This is a genomic window from Anabaena sp. CCY 0017, assembly GCF_963920885.1.
GTDB lineage: Bacteria > Cyanobacteriota > Cyanobacteriia > Cyanobacteriales > Nostocaceae > Nodularia.
Map to the genome: position 1 here is coordinate 1 of NZ_CAWUDG010000047.1, position 16,147 is coordinate 16,147.

A 16,147-nucleotide genomic window follows, 5' to 3' on the forward strand; every position below is an offset into this window, starting at 1 on the left:
CCTCTGCCTTCTGCCTTACCCCAAGCAAGATCACCAAAAGTTGCCAAGACCCTTATTGTGGTTTGGAGACCCCTCTTATTTGCAAATAATGTGGTTTCAAAAATGGCTTGTTTGCAGTTTTAACGATTTATGTTTGCAGTTCGCTACACCTAATGAACAGCTTAAAGATGCCCTCATAGATGCCCTAAAAGGTCATGAGGATGGTTACTTGTGGAAAATCATCAATTCACTTAAACCATTGTGGCTGATTGGTAATCAAGGCAGTGGCAAGACATACACAGCCGGAGCGATCGCATTAATCAGAAAATACTGCCTTGATGCACCAGTCCACCAGCTTATTGATAGACACGCCACTGGTGACAATGCCGAGGTGTGGAAACTGCTACAAGCTTACACACTAGCTGAAACTGAAGAAGATATTAGTACAGCTTTTGATGAGTGTTGTGATAGATGGCTACAACGAATTAAACAGAAGCCAAAGACTAAGCAGCAGGTTATTTGTGATGAATTTACTAACCTAAAATCATTATGTGGTGACAGCGCGATCGCATTCTTCAAAATGTCCCTCACCGATACCCGCAAAGCCAAGGAGTATTTGCTAGGAATCACCCACAACGCCACCAATGAATCATTCCCAGATGGTACAGCATCAGCCCGGAAAGCCGGAACTATCCTACTAGAGAAATTTAGCGCTAATGGTGAAACACCACTATCTAGGGTAGTAGTTCGGTATGGGTTGGTAGATGCCCTGGGGAACAGTCTGGAGGACATTGAAAAGACTTTACCAGGATGGTTTCACCCCCAAAAAATATATGACCACTTCAACGGTAAGCCAATTAATTTTGAAGATTAACTTCCATTAAGCATACAGTTTTGACCGTGCCAATTTTAGATTGCCGATTTAAGCTTTCACCGGATGTCCTCTGGATTCAGAGGTCTTAGGGTGCAGCCCATACTGCCTTGGTGCGGCCCACCACAGCCTCGAATCACGAAATAACCTTGAACACGCAAAGTAAAACGGATATAAGTAAAGTCAGCGTCTTTTGAAGAATCACCTCTATCAATTGAAAAGCTGGTTCCTGTGCATTTCAGCGACGAAGGCATCTCATTGGTTTCCAATGGCTCGAAGCAGCTATGCCAAAGATGAAAAAAATCAACTCCGAAGCTATTATTAGTAAGTTCTATTTCGTCGTTTTCGCTAGGAACATAATAAGCATCTATGAATACTGGCTTCATTTGATTCTCTAATATAAAATTTGTGAACGCATTACTCGCCTCGTAATGTCCAATTTCTCCTTTGAATTTGGGAATTTCATTTGCATCAGGTACGTTATTTTTATATGCTCCTAGTAAAAATGAGGCGCAAGCTATAAGGTAAAAAACTTTCTTCATTTTTCTTATGCTTCCATCGTGCAGATATCCCGGCTGAAAACCATGTCAATGCGATATCGAAAAGGTAGAGATTTTATTATCACAGAAATCAGTCGTTAGCATACATTTTTGTTTCTATTGCTTAGGCTAAATCTTTGAGGAGTAATTTTATGATTTCCGCTTTGCAGTCCTGGGGTGAAGATGCCCAATCTTCCGAATAGGGGTACATCTCTAAAATTTTATTTTTAATGATGGTCTGTGAAACGGTGCGGTTATATTTTTTATTCTTTAAACATAGTATAGAGTTTAGCCTATGACCAGCGCATAGATAAAAATCTATAAATAAGTGCAATTATTGCTCTATTCCCCTATATATAGCAATATCAACGAACCTCAAACAGCTATAAGTATTACTGCACAAAGCATTTAGCCATTATCTTGTACAAACTATTGAAATAATGACAAAAATTTTGTGCTTGTTTACTCTGACAATCAGTAAATAAGGCTTTAGCTGCCTCTACATGACCTTTACAGAGTAAAGCTTGTGCTTTTTTCAAACGTTTGAGTGAACCCCCAACTTTGTGGAGGTGTTCCATTTAATGGAACCAATCAAGCACTTCTCGGCGTTGTACATTAGGCGCTAGTTGGTCAATGATGTTCCAAATGCCGTCATGTCCATCACTCCCAATTGCTGCGCTTGCTTGCAAGTGATTGGCAATTCTCCCAAAATACTTTTCAGTCGTTTTTGGTATCCTGCTCTTGTGCCTGTAATCGTTTCGATAAAAAAAACCCTACTTTTGGCATGACGTGCTTCTGCATTTGACCCCGCACTGCTTTTTCGATTCCTGCAAGGCTGGTTAGCCTTGAGGGTGGCGTGTCTTCATATAATATTTTCGCTATCGCCTGGATATGTTCTTGAAGTGCTTGTTGTTTTTCTGGAGTCATTGCTCGGTAAGTACACTCGTCTATTAGTTATCTTGTTTAATTCTTACAGGCATCACCGTGCCAAAACGGGAAATTTGTACGCTAAGAAAACTTCAAAAAGTTGAAACCCTTAACTATCAATAGTTTCAGAAAGTGTCATCCAAATGGAATTTTTTGTATTTTAGACCAATGAGCGTTAAAAAATTCCAAGACAGTTAAACGCCAAAAATCTTTAATGGCAAGGCTTTTGGCGATTGCTCTGATTTCTTAGCGTACAAAACTCCCAATTTGGTACAGTCTAGCCTTATGCGATCGCCTCCGACGGGCGGAACGCCATCGCACCCTTCATTCCTACAATTCCCCCAGAACTGAAAAGCGATCGCCCTGTGTGGGAGACTGAGAACGAATCACCGATAAGGTTAGTTATCACACGAATAGACAAATTTTAGTGCAACGACTCAAAGTTAGTGATAGCAGCCATCTTGGGCTTAACGTACATTCCTGTGACAATGCTACTCACGGGATCACAGGGCATAAGCTGTAACACTACCCCAACATACAGTTTAGATGCTGGTATAGAAGACAGTATAGAATCTAAAACCCAATCACAGAAACAGCTTTGCGCTTCTGCTCAGGCGTAACCTCTAGATAACGGTGCAAAGTCACCAGGTCACTGTGACCAGAGATTTCTTGAATAGTCCTCAAAGGTATCCCGGCTTAACCCCTTACCGAAAGAAAAAGCGGGCATAATTGTGTATTGAGAACGATTAGCAATAAGTTGGAGTTTGTTGATCTCTTGACGAAATCATAGGGATCGTAGCGAGTTAAACTGTCTGTAATACAACCCTAAAGCGGACAGTAATGGTGCGTGCAGCTGATGTTGGAGCGAAGGAAGAATGAAGAGTATCGAAGCCGAGAGTATCTGACCATAGAGGAGGTGAAGGTACTAATTGAGGCAGCAGGCAACAGGGGCAGGCACAAACAGCGCGATTACTGTTTGCTACTGTTGATGTTTCGCCACGGGTTGAGGGCAGGGGAAGCTTGCCGACTCAAGTGGGACGCGATCATGTTTGAGAGGCGTATCATTTATATTAACCGTCTTAAGGGCAGTTTGAGCGGCAATCATCCGTTACAAAGTGACGAGATTGAGGGACTGAAGATTTTAAGGGAGCGCTACAAAGACCAGGGGGGTTACTACGTGTTTGTGAATGAGCGTGGTAAATCTTTGACTGTGGCAGCGATTCAGAAGATTGTTAGTCGTGCCGCAGATGCAGCTGAGTTGCCAATTAAGGTACATCCCCACATGATGCGCCACAGTTGCGGTTATTTTCTGGCAGACCAAGGACGGCCAACCAGAGATATTCAAGCGTACCTGGGGCATACAAATATTCAACATACAGTCCGCTACACTGCTCAGAACCCCAAAAGGTTTGAGTCTTTTGATTGGGACTGGTGAGCCAACAGTAATTCTAGAAAACAAGTGCTGTTAGCTGCCGGAAGTGCTGTATCAGCAGTGATAGCTCCCGTATCGTGCATATCTTTGGGAATCTATTTTATGAAATCATTTGAACCAAACTTGATTGAGCGTCAGCAAATTACTCAAAATTTACTACGCACTATCCGGTTGATTGGTGAGTATAAAGGCAAACAAGAATTATTTAAGGAACAGTCACCCCAAGTATTGGAAACCCTGCGCCAAGCGGCGATTATTCAGAGTACCGAGTCTTCTAACCGGATAGAAGGCATCACCGCACCACTGGAACGCATCAAGGAATTAGTAGCCGAAAAAACTACTCCGCGCGATCGCTCGGAACAAGAAATTGCTGGCTATCGAGATGTGCTGACGACCATTCACACTAGCTATGCGTACATCCCTTTTACCCCAGGGGTGGTGTTACAGCTGCACCGTGACCTTTATCAGTTTGCTGTCGTTGAAGGTGGGCGCTGGAAGTCAGTAGACAACGAAATTAGCGAAATCCATCCAGATGGCACGAAAATAGTGAGATTTCAGCCACTCCCTGCTTATGCCACACCAGCCGCAATGGAAAGTTTGCACGAAAGGTTCAACACCCTTTGGCAGTCTGAAGAAATTGAACCATTGTTGCTAATTCCAACTTATGTCCTGGATTTTCTGTGCATTCACCCTTTCACTGACGGGAATGGACGCATGGCTCGTCTACTGACGCTACTGTTACTATACAAGGCTGGTTACGAGGTGGGACGGTTTATTAGTTTGGAGCGGATTGTCGAGCGGACGAAGGAAAGTTACTACGATACGCTTTACCAGTCGTCGCAGAACTGGCATCTTGGGTCGCATAGCTTGTTGCCTTGGTGGGAATATTTTTTGGGGGTCATTGTGCTGTCAGGGTACCGGGACTTTGAGCAGCGAGTGGGGTTAGTCACCAAGGCAAAGGGCGCTAAAACAGCTATGGTGCTTGATGCTATTAGCAATATGCCATTTGATTTTTCTATTAAGGATTTACAGTCACAATGCCCGACTGTGGGGATTGACCTAATTCGCCGCATCTTACGCCAAGAGAGGACTGCGGGGCGGCTGGAATGTTTAGGGCGAGGCCCGGATGCGCGTTGGCAGAAGAAATAGGTACAGTACCTATTTAATAGGTACTGGAAAGGTGATTAGTACCTATTTATTGGTCAATTCAGTTGCGTCTCTTATAGCCAAGAGCCAACACCATCTGAATCATTTTTCCAAAAAGTCGTCAAATGGATTTTTTACTGGGATCACTGAATGGTAGATAAATTTTAAATAGGGTTTCCAATATACCAAGCCCACTTGGTAGCCTATATTACAAGTAGTCTATCATTTGCACGAAGGCATTATATAATTCATTTCTTACACCTTGGGTACTTTTAGGATGAAACTGTCCAAATTAAAGAAGATTGATCATTACTCCAATTTTAAACTTAAGAGTCTTTGCCAAGCCCAAGAAATAAGTTAGTGGTACTTGCTGCTAAAAACCTAATTCATAATTAAATTGGACGGATATCGTTCAGATTAAACCACAACATTCGGGCATAAGTGTTTGGCTAATTGGTTCGTATAATTAACAGAGTCTTTAAAAAAATCCGACTTAATTTGCATGGTAATTCCCTCAAGGTTTTATTAATTGCAATCTGCCTGCTAAAACGGGAGGGAAGGAATTAAAATTTTCACCCCAGCTTAGGGAAGAACCTTTAGATACATACTCAGGAGGGAACGATGGCTCTTCCATTCCATTCAAGACGAAACCAGCCTCAAATGCTTCCTTTAGAAGAACGTGGAGGGGGCGGTGAAAGAAAAGGTGAGGTTTTGTCTGAGCAGCAAACGCCAGTCCTGGTCTAATGGTAGAATCGAGATAATTAGATATTTTTAAGGCGTACTCTGTCACGAACTGTCCTTCTCTATCTTCAAATTCAGCGGTCATTTTGACGTGCATACTGTTAAAACAAGGGTGCATTACTGTGAACACAAAATGACCGCTTGGGCTTAAAACCTTGGACAAAAATCTCATTAAAGGCTTGATATCTGCCATATCCATTAAGCCCATCGCGCAAATAGCAGCATCAAAAGTTTTATTTTCTAACTTACTTAAGGCTCGTTCATCCGTTGCATCGAGAACTTGATATTCAACTCGTCCTGACTCTGCTGTGGTTCTAGCTTTTGCTCGTGCGATCATTTCTTGGGAAAAATCTATTGCCAATACTTCAGCTCCTTTTGCTGCCAAGCGTTTCGATGTTAAGCCCGTTCCGCAGGCAACGTCGAGAACACGAGCATTGTCTTTTAATGTTAATAATCTTTCCGTAGCTGGCCATACTAGGTAGCGGTGAAAATCGTTACCTTCTTCTCCCATTCTTTCGTCCCATAGACGAGCAACCTCATTCCAGGCAACTTTCGTTTCTTCGTTTGCTTGTGATTTGATGTTATTCATAACAAAATTTAGTTGATAAGACGATCGGGATAATCGACAAGCTCTCTTGTTAGATGGATGCCTAAGCCTATCACCTGCATCGTTGAGAACCACTACAGCACCACAGAGGGGTTGAAATGCACTCACTAGCTCCTTTATTTGAAGTGGTCTTCTGTAACACCGTATCATCTACATACGATAAAGTTATATAAACGCTGCTGCGATTTCTATCTAAAATAAAACTTGATTCATCTGATATACGTAAACTGGAAACAAAAACCGAGCCGATTGACCAAATATCATCGTATTTTCTAGGAACAAGAGCCAGTGTCAACTTCTGACAAGCAATGCCGCATTATTGCCCTGTTTAATCAGGCGGGTGGTGTCGCCAAATCGACACTGACCCAAAACTTGGGATACCACCTCGCACAACGAGAACACCGCGTCCTCCTCATCGACATCGACCCCCAAGCCAGCTTAACCAAATTCATGGGGGTAGTACCATCTCAATTACAAAAAACCATTGCTGATGCCATTATCGATGAGCAGCCCTTACCAATTCATGAGGACATTCACGGTATGGACTTGGTTCCAGCTAACCGAGTCTTGAGTGGAGCCGAAATGCAGTTAGTCAGTGCAGCTATGCGTGACTTGCGCCTCAAGGAAGCCATAGAACCAGTTTTAGATGACTATGATTTCATCCTTATAGACTGTCCCCCCAGTTTAGGATTACTTTCTTATATCTCCCTAGTTGCAGCTACACACGTTCTTGTCCCCATTGAAACCCATCTCAAAGCTTTCGAGGGAACCGATGAATTGTTGCAAACTATTACCCACGTTAAAAATAAAGCTAACCGCAAAATTCAAATAGCTGGGTTTATTCCCACGCGGTATGCTCAACAAAACTCAGCCGATAAACGCGCATTAGCAGCTATCCAAACACAACTGTTAGCTTGGGGTCGGATATTTCCCCCCATTCCCAGAGCTACGGCTTTTGTTGATGCTACAGAAGAACGTGCGCCTCTAGCAGTGTTTGACCCTAAACATTCTATAGTCGCTATCCTTAAAGAAATTGCTTTTGCTTTGGAGGCTTTGTGATTAGACGTAAGCAAACTGATAAACCTTTTGGGGGTCAAATTACCACCCCACCCCCAGCACCTTGGTTAGACTCACCGGAGGTCAAGACAGCAGGTGCTACTGAAACTACTGTCAAGCTCAAAGATATTCGTCTGCCTGAGCAGCAACCCAGGCGATACTTTGACCCACAAGCATTAAAAGAATTAGTCTCGTCAGTTAAACAGCATGGCATTCTCCAACCTTTGTTGGTGCGTCCTGTGGCGGAAGGTCAATATGAATTGGTGGCAGGAGAACGACGCTATCGGGCAGCTACAGAGGTAGGACTAGAAAATGTGCCTGTGGTTGTGCGTGAGCTAACTGATGACCAAGCTTTTCAGTTGGCTTTGATAGAAAACCTGCAACGAGAAGACTTGAATCCTGTTGAGGAAACAGAAGGGATTTTGTACCTGTTGGCTATCCGACTTGGGTGTGATGTGGAATCTGTCAAATCCCTGCTGTACCGGATGAAGAACGCCCACAGTAAAGGGGAACAGGACTCAAAAGATTCATTAAATGAATCTAGGAGAAACGTTTCTCCTAACTCAGATCATGAGGCGGAATCTGGGGAAAAGATTTCTTCTAAAGGAGATGAGGAGACGGAATCTAAAAGCAACATTTCTCCTAACTCAGATGAATTGAAAAAATCTAGGAGAAACGTTTCTCCTAAAGGAGATGATGAACAATTTCCCACGGTAAAAGAGGTGTTTGAAAGCCTGGGGCTAATGAATTGGCTATCGTTCACCACCAAGCGTTTACCTTTGCTCAATCTGCCCTCTGAGATTTTAATGGCACTGCGCTCTGGTCAGTTGGAATACACCAAAGCCCAAGCCCTGGCACGGATAAAAGATGACGAAGTGCGACAAGAACTATTGTCAAGGGCAATAGCGTCGGATTGGTCTTTAAGCCAAATCAAAGAACAAATCATCGCCAACACTCCTGATGAACCATCTCCCTCATCTAAAACACCTAACCAAATACCAGAACGGCTAAAAGATATCACCCAGCGCATTAAAAAGCGTCAGCTATGGAAAGAACCTCGCAAACAAAAGCAGCTAGTAAACCTTTTAAACAAGCTAGAAGCGTTATTGGGTGATGAGTAATTTGGTACGAATTGCTATGTTATCAAGGGGAAGCAACGGAGATGGCAGAGAATTTACAGATTCGAGCATTACTCAAGGCTTGGTTAGATTACATCCACGTAGAAAATTTGAGTAATGCCAAAGTAGAAGCTGCCGATTTGGAACAACCAAATATCTGGGAGTCTGGTGTAAATCTAATAGGCGATAAATTATTGGTTGATGAATCTTTATTCAAAGAACTCAAGGAACCTTTCAAAAGCTCAAAGAAAGAAGTACAACCAAAATTACCATCAATTGCTGTAGCTTTCCCGCAGATTTATGAAATTGAAACGAATCGCCGTCAATTTCGCCCGTTGTTTACCATCGATATTTCTCCTATTTTTACAGGCAATTATCGTGCTAGTGGATGGGATTTAACCCAGTACGAGTTTCAGCCTATTATTCCCAATTTGATGCAGTGGTACGGGCTGGAGGAAGAAGCGGCTGAGTCCCTGGTGACAAGGGAAGGGTTAAAAGTTTTTCTCGAAACTACTTTCAATCGTCCCTTTAAGACGTTACAAGATTTTATGGTACTGATTGAATTACCGCCGTTTCCTATGCGGTCGAAGCTTCTGCCCTATCTGTTGGATTTTGAATACGCTCCTTTTAATTACAACCTCAAAAAAGATTTTCAGAAAATCAGCGACCAGAATTACTTTCAGTGGGCAAGACCAGGACATCCAGCTTACGAATATCTATTTGGACAACCAAAAGAACCTCAGCATGAAGTGTTGTTTTTAGGTGGTTTTCCTAATTCACTGCCCGATGATTATCAAGCACTTGCTCTGAAACATTCACACTCCAATCCTCTGACTGCGGTGATTGGCCCACCGGGAAATGGCAAGACCACACTGTTACTGCATAAGATAGCGCAGCAGGTGGTACATCGAGCAGTGGAATTAGCGTCAACTGGCAGAGATAGAAGTAACCTAACTGTGGTAACAAGCACTAACAAATTTGCTGTAAAGAACGTTGAGAAAATTTTAGCCAGTAACTTGACCTGTGACCGTTTCTACTTATCAGGAGGGTCAAGGGATTTCGTTGAGAGCCAAGTATTACCAAATTTGCAAGCTGCACTCGATTGGTTAGCCAAAGAAACGTTTAATTACGATGAATGGGAGTCACTAAAGCAACAGTTGTTAGCGGGTGTCCAGCAAATAGAATCTTATAAAAAACAAGATGAAGATGAGCTTCAACAGAAAAGGGTTGATGAGCAATTATTAGAGGAGCTATGCCAAGAGATACGATGGTTTGAGTCGGCGATAAATACTTCTCTTATTCAGCAATCATCATTAGAATCTTCACGCGACTATTCTAGGTTTCCACTAGAAGCCTACCAGCAGATAGGATACCATCTTGACAGTGCTAGGCGTTCTTTATCGGCTAAAGGTTACTGGCTGGCATCTAGTAGAAACGCTAACTGGTTTGTCCAGATTTTGCAAAGGATTAGACGATTTTGGTACTCGATAACCAAAACCAGCCCTCGTCATGTCCTCAAACGGTTACATAAACAAATAGAAATGCCTGTGTTGGCGACGCTGGCTACTCCATTCCCCTTTGAAATGCCACTAACAACTGAATCTCTCATTGCAGCCCAGGAGAATGTTAATCAGCTTTTAGCAGAAGCATCTTCTTGGCAGCAGCAACAGAATAGTTTTGACAGCACACAACAGCAGTTAGAGTCATTACAGCAACAACTGACTAACCTGATTACTCGCCGAGGAGAGGTCGAAAACCGACTGGCTGCTTATCCCACCAAAGATTTTTACAGCCGTTTCTACAGCGAATTACACTCGCTGCAAGTAGAGTTATTTGAGGGGAGCAACGCGATTTTGTGAGGTTCGGAAATTTGGTAATATAAGTTACCTAAGTTTTGAGCGATCGCTACCTAGAAAAGGTAAAAATAGGGAATTTCAACCAGGGTTTATTAGGAATCAGCCCTGGTAATTGAGATATAAAATCCGATCTCACATTTTCGCGTTGCTCCCTTATTTGAGTGGGCTTGGCAATTTCAACAGCAGGAAGCTAGGCGGCGAAAAGATGAGGTAACAACTTCTATTAGGATTTACATTGCATTATTGAATGGGGAATGGGAAGCTTACCGCCAGTTAAGCTCAAATTGGAGAAACATTTATCGAGATATCAGCCTGTTATTTCCGGTGTTCCTTTGCAATTTGCACTCCATCCGCAATTTGTTACCCTATCCCGATAGTGGCTGCATTGATCAAGTAATTGTAGATGAAGCGGGGCAGATTCCACCGTATCAAGTTTTTCCGGTTTTGGTGCGGTGTAATCGGGCTTTGATTGTGGGCGACCCATTGCAATTGGAGCCGGTGATTAATTTGAGTGACCAGCAGAAAGAGGAATATCGTAGCAAGTCTTTTCTGGAACAGGGACTTACGGATACGGATTATGACCGCTACAGTCCTACGGCTACCACAGCCTATCATCGGGCGGCTGGGGCATCAGGACAACCAGGGGATATTGGTCAGGGGATTATCCTAAAATATCATTACCGTTGCGCTCCGGTGATTGCTGATTTTTGCGATCGCTTGTGCAATTACGGCATGATCATCAAGACTGAACCGAAAGCTTCCGTACTGGGTACTAATTTGATTGGTTGTCATGTGGAGGGGCGGCTGGAGAATAATGTTAATTGGGCAGAAGTTGATGCGGTAGAGGCGTTAATTGATGAGTTGTTAGCAGCGGGTTATTGCATAAATCCTACTGACTCTCTTAACGAAATTGGCGTGATTTCACCTTACCGCCATCAAGTAGATACACTGATTCAACGTTTACGATCTCGCTGGACAGATTTTCCAAAGCAGAGCATTGGCACAGTTCACACGTTCCAAGGTGGTCAGAAATCAGTAATAATTTTCTCGACTCGCCAATGTCAACCAACTGATAGCCTATGGTTTATCAATCGCAGACCTAATTTACTTAATGTGGCTGTGAGTAGGGCAAGAGAATTGTTTATCCTGGTGGGGAATTTGGGGCGAATTTCTGAAGGGGGGCATACGAGGGAGTTGGTGGAATATATTAAGGAATTTGGAGAGATGAGATAATTTGAATAAAGTCCAGAAAAGTGCAAATGCCAAAATCCAACACCTTTGAAGAAAAATATCCCTATATTTCCCGCTTTGTAGAAGAACACGGCTGGATTGAAATTGTCGATGTGCGAACACATAAACTCCTTTGTTAGAGCCTATGATTTCGGTGGTACTGTCTATGAAGGCAAGGCAAGTTACCGAAGTATAGAAGCAGCATTGCAAGACCTTGAGGCAGCTATCAAAGCCAACAGGGAAGAAAGGGGAATCTAAAAGAAATCAATGTAAGAAAAAATTAAGAAAATTTATTTTATTAGTTACTTAAAAGTTTGACTTATAAAGGTTTGAGACAGCCACAACTGCATATCTCTATTGCGCTGTCGAAGCTGGGGGCGATCGCCATCTTGATTTTAATTCCCAAAAGTTAGACTGAGAAAGTCGCTTTAATAACATAGGTAGGATAGTTATGCTGTCATTGGAAGAGGTTACACTTCGCCCGGCAACGAAGGCTGACGCACCATTGTTCTACAGCGTCATCGACCAAACAATGCGTGAGTTCATCGTTGCCACTTGGGGTGCATGGAACGAAGAGCGTGTTCAGCGCGAATCAGAAGAAGACAGTACTTCGCCAAATGCACAGATCATCCAAGTCGGCAGCGTTTCCGTTGGAGTTCTTTTGGTTGAACGGGAGCCAACGTACATCCAAGTTCAACAAATCTACCTGCTACCTGATTATCAACGCAAAGGCATCGGCAGCTTTCTCATCGCGGGTATCATCGCAGAGGCAACGCATAGCAATCTTCCAGTTCGTCTCCGCGTTCTCAGGGTCAATCCGGCGAAGGAGTTCTATGAGAAATTTGGTTTTGTCGTTACCGAAACATCGGACGAATTTTATTTTATGGAGCGTGTGTCTTAACCTGTTCACTATCCTAAAGTTGACTATTACTATTTTAGAACGTAATTTGGAGCTGTTTCTTACCAGATTCTCTTACTCAAGCCAGTTGTAGCGAAGCGGTGACTGAGCGCTGCGAAGAATTTAGTCGGCCTCACCAGGGGGTTTCTACAGCGCTCGGTCAACAACTGGCATTGGGGAGGGAGTCCAGAGGGACGGGGCAAAGCCCCTCCCTCGCGCCCACTTCACTGCATCGAGGGATTACTAAACTACCGACTAAAACCTCTGTCCTGCTGTCTTTGCCGTTGCTCTTCCATCTGCTCTTGCCGCCGCTGTTCCACAATCATCTCATTCCAGGTCACTCCTTCGGGTGCAATTCTTTGAGCCACAGGTAACATTTTCTGAACAACTTGCGCGGCTTGATTGCCCTGCTCATCGTTATTAAATGAGATTGCCATTCTCTTAATAGTTTTGAGAAATTCTAAGGGCAAGTTATCCGGGTCATCCACTGCCATGTAAATTGTTCGGGTTGGTGGCAACCCGTCATGTGCTATCATGTCAATCTCTGCTACTGACAGGGCATCAATGGGAGAAGAACACAAGTGTACTCTCTCGATTTTGTCCTCTGGCTCTCCACCCAATTGAATGTGAAACCAACCCGGTGAAGGTTTGGTGGTTTTGTCATATTCAACAGTGCGATTATCTTGCCTTCGTGGATTCCAAATCAGTGCGCCTGACTTTTCACCGTCTAAATCACGCTTGACAAACACAATATTTCGTTCCTGGTCTACATAACCCAACCCCTGTTGATGTAATGTTTTCACAAATAAAGGTAATAAGCCGCGTTTTTCAGTCAGGTAATTTTGTAATGTAGGCCATAGGCTCTCGTCTTCTGCTGGGGGCGTAAATGGCAACTGTTGTTTCTGTTCAATCTCAATGAGAAACTTTTGTACCTCATCAGAAGGTATCGGTTTGACTGGATTTAACAGCAGTTGCTGAATGGGTTGGTCGTCGCGTTGTGGTTGGTAGTCAATTTCTTTATGTTTTTGTAGTCCTGGGAAGGTGTAGGCTGCACCTAAACTTGTACCGCTAAATTTTTGCTCATTCCAGGCGTAGGAGATACCTTTACTCTTGCCGTTGCGTGTTAATCCGTGACGAACTTCTACACCTAATAATTGCAATCTTTCAATCATTTGGGGCATGGTTGGTTGGTCTATTGTGGCGCGGTCGATTAGTTCAATTAGCTGGGTTTTGATTGCTTGTTGTGGCGGTGTGTTTCTCTGACCTTGCTCGTATTCCAGTTGTTCTCGCTCGATGCGTCGCTGTTGTCCTATGCTGGGGGCGCGGTTGAGTTTTTCTTTGCTACTTTGAGCTTGTTGTAAACTGTATTCTAGTTCAAGCTGGCGAATGATTTTTTCGGAGCGCACGTATTCCCAGCTATCACTGGTGATTTTGCCATTGTCTAGGCTGATTCGGCTGGCGCAAATGTGTATATGGTCGTGGTCGCGGTCGTTGTGGCGGTAGATGGCGTATTGATTGGCTGTGTAGCCCATTGCCTCTATATACTTGTCGGCGATTTCGCACCATGTCTCGTTATCTAGCTGTTCGCCTGGGGTGAGTGAGAGGGAAACATGGTGAACTACTTTTAGGGCTTCTGGGTTGAGTTGTCGAGACAGTCGAAATTCTCTGGCTAGTTCGGCGGCATTTGTGCCAAACATATTGCCACCAATTAAGGATGACTTTTCTCGGTTTTCGAGATAGTTGAGGAGTCCGCGAAAGCTTTTACCTTTGGTTTGGTTGCCAATCATTCTGTCTCCCAGTCTTCATCTTCTTCCTCGATGTCGTCCTCATCGGTGGGGTCGGTTTCCATTTGGGACAGTTCTCGTCCTATCTGTTGTAGGAGGTTGCGTAACTGTGCTAATTCTTCTGGGTCTGCGGGTGGGTGCAGTCCCATTTTAATGGCTGTGTGGGTGGCTCTGGTAAGTTGATTAATATTATTACCGATGCGGGATAATTCGCGGTAGGTTGCCAGGGTGATTTTGCTGGTGCGTTTGGGGAGGGGTTTGAGTAATACGCTGCGTCGGGTGAATTCAGCTATTGAGAGTCCTGCGTCTTGTGCTTTGAGCTTAATCATATCGTGTTCAATGGCGTTGACACGAGCTTCTAGGGTTTTGGTACGCAGGAGGTTTTTGTCCAGTTTAGGGCGCATAACTGTGGGAGGTGGGGGAGGGGGTTTCCAAAGGGGGAGGCTTCCCCATTTGGCAAGCCTGTCGTCCGAGCGAAGCGAGGTTTGCCGGAGGCAAAAGACACGGCTTGCTTATAGCCCATCTGCGGGGGGTGGGGGACAGGTCAGTGGGGGCGGAACTGCGCGGGGTAGTGGGGGCAGGGTTTTGGTGATTCAGGGTCGATGAAGGACATTTACAGCGAAGCTGAAACATAATAATTATATCAGTGTTAGCTGAATTACTGCGACGGCGTAGCCGGAGGGACAAGGCTATGGTTAGCAATAGTCGGCTATAGTCGGCATCGGATGAATATAAAGACGGCGTAGCCGGACATGAAAAGTAGAACAGCATCAGTAAAATGATGGTAATGGCGTAGCCAGAACGGGAAAATTATATCAGTCTCTAATAAATGATGATAACGGCGTAGCCGCATGACGGAAATTACAAGCAGCGTAGCTGGGAGTGGCGAGGGGGACAATCAGCATCAGTTAAATAGCATCAGTAAAATGATGATAATGGCGTAGCCAAAACGGGAAAATTATATCAGTATCTAATAAATGATGCTGACGGCGTAGCCGCATTACGAAAATTACAACCAGCGTAGCTGCAATCTGCGGAAATTGTAGAGTTATACAATCTCAAAAATAGGGGAAAATATATAAATTATGATGACAAATTTTATTTCATAGCAATGGTTGAGCCAAAAGATTCTGAAAAGATTACTAAGGGCAAGATTGATGAGGCGATTAGCGTCTTAAAGGAGCAAAAGCCGAAGGAACGAGAGGATGTATCAGACAGGGAAGCTGTTCGCAAGATGAGACGATACATCGAGAAACTGACTTCTGATAAATATGGCTACACTTACGATGAAGTTTCAGAAATGTTGGCTGGGCAGGGCATCAATTTGAGTGGTAGCCGAATTAAGTATTTAATAGGTGAGTTGAGGAAAAGCACTCGTCGTCAGAAAAAGACTCTAGAGAATGAAAATTCTGGTGGGGCGAGTGGGACTACTGCGGCTCAGAAACCTGCTAGTAGCACTAAGAGCCAGAAAAAAAATTAGTAGTCAAGTAGTCAATACAGCGAAAGTCAAAAAAAAGGGTGTGGGCTATGCTGACTTTTCACGGCATCTGGAAAACGCCATTTTGAGCTTTTCTCAAACCATCATTTTTACGTTAGCCATTTTCATTAACTTAGAGCTATTGATAATTAGCCTGTGGAAAAAGTCACGTGGTTTCGCGGTTTACAGAGCTTTGGTGCGGCGTGACAAGGCATACTGAACGGGACGCTCACTTAATGATTAAGTAGACAATCATCATTTGGAGCATCTTTTACTACTGATAGGTCAGTAGAGATGTAAGCAGATAAATTTTTTCAGGTCACTGTCGGGTTAGTTACGGCTTGTACAGGGGCAAAGTCTGAGTAAACTTCGGTGGGCAGACAACGCAAGATAATCATCAGCAAGTTAGCCCTAACTTGAGGCGTGCAGTGGTGTAAAATTCGCCGCATCGCAGTATTGGTAACGCTTATAGCCACTTCAGCTATG

13 protein-coding genes and 2 pseudogenes are annotated in these 16,147 nt (G+C 43.8%); 9 read left to right on the top strand and 6 right to left on the bottom strand.

The annotated features are described in order from the left end of the window. Window positions 1–853: pseudogene (locus tag ACM0OW_RS24880) on the top strand (hypothetical protein); the annotation flags it as partial. A gap of 56 nt (window positions 854–909) precedes the next feature. Here the strand turns inward: ACM0OW_RS24880 and ACM0OW_RS24885 are convergent. From ACM0OW_RS24885 to ACM0OW_RS24895, 3 genes and pseudogenes are all read right to left on the bottom strand, one after another. Next, window positions 910–1,236, bottom strand: coding sequence for a hypothetical protein (locus ACM0OW_RS24885; protein ID WP_414553278.1), 327 nt, complete (start codon window positions 1,234–1,236; stop codon window positions 910–912). A gap of 584 nt (window positions 1,237–1,820) precedes the next feature. Then, window positions 1,821–2,316: pseudogene (locus ACM0OW_RS24890) on the bottom strand (ISKra4 family transposase); the annotation flags it as partial. Between the two features lie 283 nt (window positions 2,317–2,599). Continuing rightward, window positions 2,600–2,737, bottom strand: a complete 138-nt coding sequence (locus ACM0OW_RS24895; RefSeq protein WP_414553280.1) for a hypothetical protein — start codon at window positions 2,735–2,737, stop codon at window positions 2,600–2,602. Window positions 2,738–3,172: 435 nt separating this feature from the next. Between ACM0OW_RS24895 and ACM0OW_RS24900 the strand changes: the two genes are divergently transcribed. After that, entirely contained in the window at window positions 3,173–3,751 is a 579-nt protein-coding gene (locus tag ACM0OW_RS24900; protein ID WP_323216041.1) for a tyrosine-type recombinase/integrase, read from the top strand. A gap of 99 nt (window positions 3,752–3,850) precedes the next feature. Next, complete coding sequence (locus ACM0OW_RS24905) at window positions 3,851–4,897, top strand: Fic family protein (RefSeq protein ID WP_414553282.1); 1,047 nt, start codon at window positions 3,851–3,853, stop codon at window positions 4,895–4,897. 511 nt (window positions 4,898–5,408) lie between these two features. Here ACM0OW_RS24905 and ACM0OW_RS24910 read toward each other — a convergent pair. After that, window positions 5,409–6,224 (bottom strand): class I SAM-dependent methyltransferase, encoded by an 816-nt coding sequence (locus tag ACM0OW_RS24910; protein WP_414553284.1) that lies wholly within the window; start codon window positions 6,222–6,224, stop codon window positions 5,409–5,411. A gap of 306 nt (window positions 6,225–6,530) precedes the next feature. On the opposite strand from ACM0OW_RS24910, the gene ACM0OW_RS24915 reads away from it, so the two are divergent. The 5 genes from ACM0OW_RS24915 (at window position 6,531) to ACM0OW_RS24935 (ending at window position 12,403) form a co-directional block, all read left to right on the top strand. Then, complete coding sequence (locus tag ACM0OW_RS24915; RefSeq protein WP_414553286.1) at window positions 6,531–7,301, top strand: ParA family protein; 771 nt, start codon at window positions 6,531–6,533, stop codon at window positions 7,299–7,301. After that, window positions 7,301–8,419, top strand: coding sequence for a ParB/RepB/Spo0J family partition protein (locus tag ACM0OW_RS24920; protein WP_414553298.1), 1,119 nt, complete (start codon window positions 7,301–7,303; stop codon window positions 8,417–8,419). The genes ACM0OW_RS24915 and ACM0OW_RS24920 overlap by 1 nt, the downstream gene beginning before the upstream one ends. 41 nt (window positions 8,420–8,460) lie before the next feature. Then, window positions 8,461–10,275: a hypothetical protein gene (locus ACM0OW_RS24925; RefSeq protein ID WP_414553287.1), complete on the top strand. Its 1,815-nt coding sequence runs from the start codon at window positions 8,461–8,463 to the stop codon at window positions 10,273–10,275. Window positions 10,276–10,515: 240 nt separating this feature from the next. Further along, window positions 10,516–11,505: a DEAD/DEAH box helicase gene (locus ACM0OW_RS24930; RefSeq protein ID WP_414553289.1), complete on the top strand. Its 990-nt coding sequence runs from the start codon at window positions 10,516–10,518 to the stop codon at window positions 11,503–11,505. A 448-nt stretch (window positions 11,506–11,953) separates the two neighbouring features. Further along, entirely contained in the window at window positions 11,954–12,403 is a 450-nt protein-coding gene (locus ACM0OW_RS24935; RefSeq protein WP_414553291.1) for a GNAT family N-acetyltransferase, read from the top strand. Between the two features lie 245 nt (window positions 12,404–12,648). Here the strand turns inward: ACM0OW_RS24935 and ACM0OW_RS24940 are convergent, their stop codons facing one another. Together ACM0OW_RS24940 and ACM0OW_RS24945 are read right to left on the bottom strand one after the other, a co-directional pair. Continuing rightward, complete coding sequence (locus ACM0OW_RS24940; RefSeq protein ID WP_414553293.1) at window positions 12,649–14,187, bottom strand: relaxase/mobilization nuclease domain-containing protein; 1,539 nt, start codon at window positions 14,185–14,187, stop codon at window positions 12,649–12,651. Further along, window positions 14,184–14,588: a plasmid mobilization protein gene (locus ACM0OW_RS24945; protein ID WP_414553295.1), complete on the bottom strand. Its 405-nt coding sequence runs from the start codon at window positions 14,586–14,588 to the stop codon at window positions 14,184–14,186. Before ACM0OW_RS24945 ends, ACM0OW_RS24940 begins: the two co-directional genes overlap by 4 nt. A 707-nt stretch (window positions 14,589–15,295) precedes the next feature. On the opposite strand from ACM0OW_RS24945, the gene ACM0OW_RS24950 reads away from it, so the two are divergent. After that, a complete protein-coding gene (locus ACM0OW_RS24950) occupies window positions 15,296–15,664 on the top strand; it encodes a hypothetical protein (RefSeq protein WP_414553296.1) in 369 nt (122 codons plus the stop codon). The last annotated feature ends 483 nt before the right edge of the window (window positions 15,665–16,147 follow it).

Coding starts and splice junctions, on each gene's coding strand:
- ACM0OW_RS24950 (WP_414553296.1), top strand. CDS start 15,296: ATGGTTGAGCCAAAAGATTCTGAAAAGATTACTAAGGGCAAGATTGAT.
- ACM0OW_RS24885 (WP_414553278.1), bottom strand. CDS start 1,236: ATGAAGCCAGTATTCATAGATGCTTATTATGTTCCTAGCGAAAACGAC.
- ACM0OW_RS24945 (WP_414553295.1), bottom strand. CDS start 14,588: ATGCGCCCTAAACTGGACAAAAACCTCCTGCGTACCAAAACCCTAGAA.
- ACM0OW_RS24940 (WP_414553293.1), bottom strand. CDS start 14,187: ATGATTGGCAACCAAACCAAAGGTAAAAGCTTTCGCGGACTCCTCAAC.
- ACM0OW_RS24905 (WP_414553282.1), top strand. CDS start 3,851: ATGAAATCATTTGAACCAAACTTGATTGAGCGTCAGCAAATTACTCAA.
- ACM0OW_RS24900 (WP_323216041.1), top strand. CDS start 3,173: ATGTTGGAGCGAAGGAAGAATGAAGAGTATCGAAGCCGAGAGTATCTG.
- ACM0OW_RS24935 (WP_414553291.1), top strand. CDS start 11,954: ATGCTGTCATTGGAAGAGGTTACACTTCGCCCGGCAACGAAGGCTGAC.
- ACM0OW_RS24910 (WP_414553284.1), bottom strand. CDS start 6,224: ATGAATAACATCAAATCACAAGCAAACGAAGAAACGAAAGTTGCCTGG.
- ACM0OW_RS24925 (WP_414553287.1), top strand. CDS start 8,461: ATGGCAGAGAATTTACAGATTCGAGCATTACTCAAGGCTTGGTTAGAT.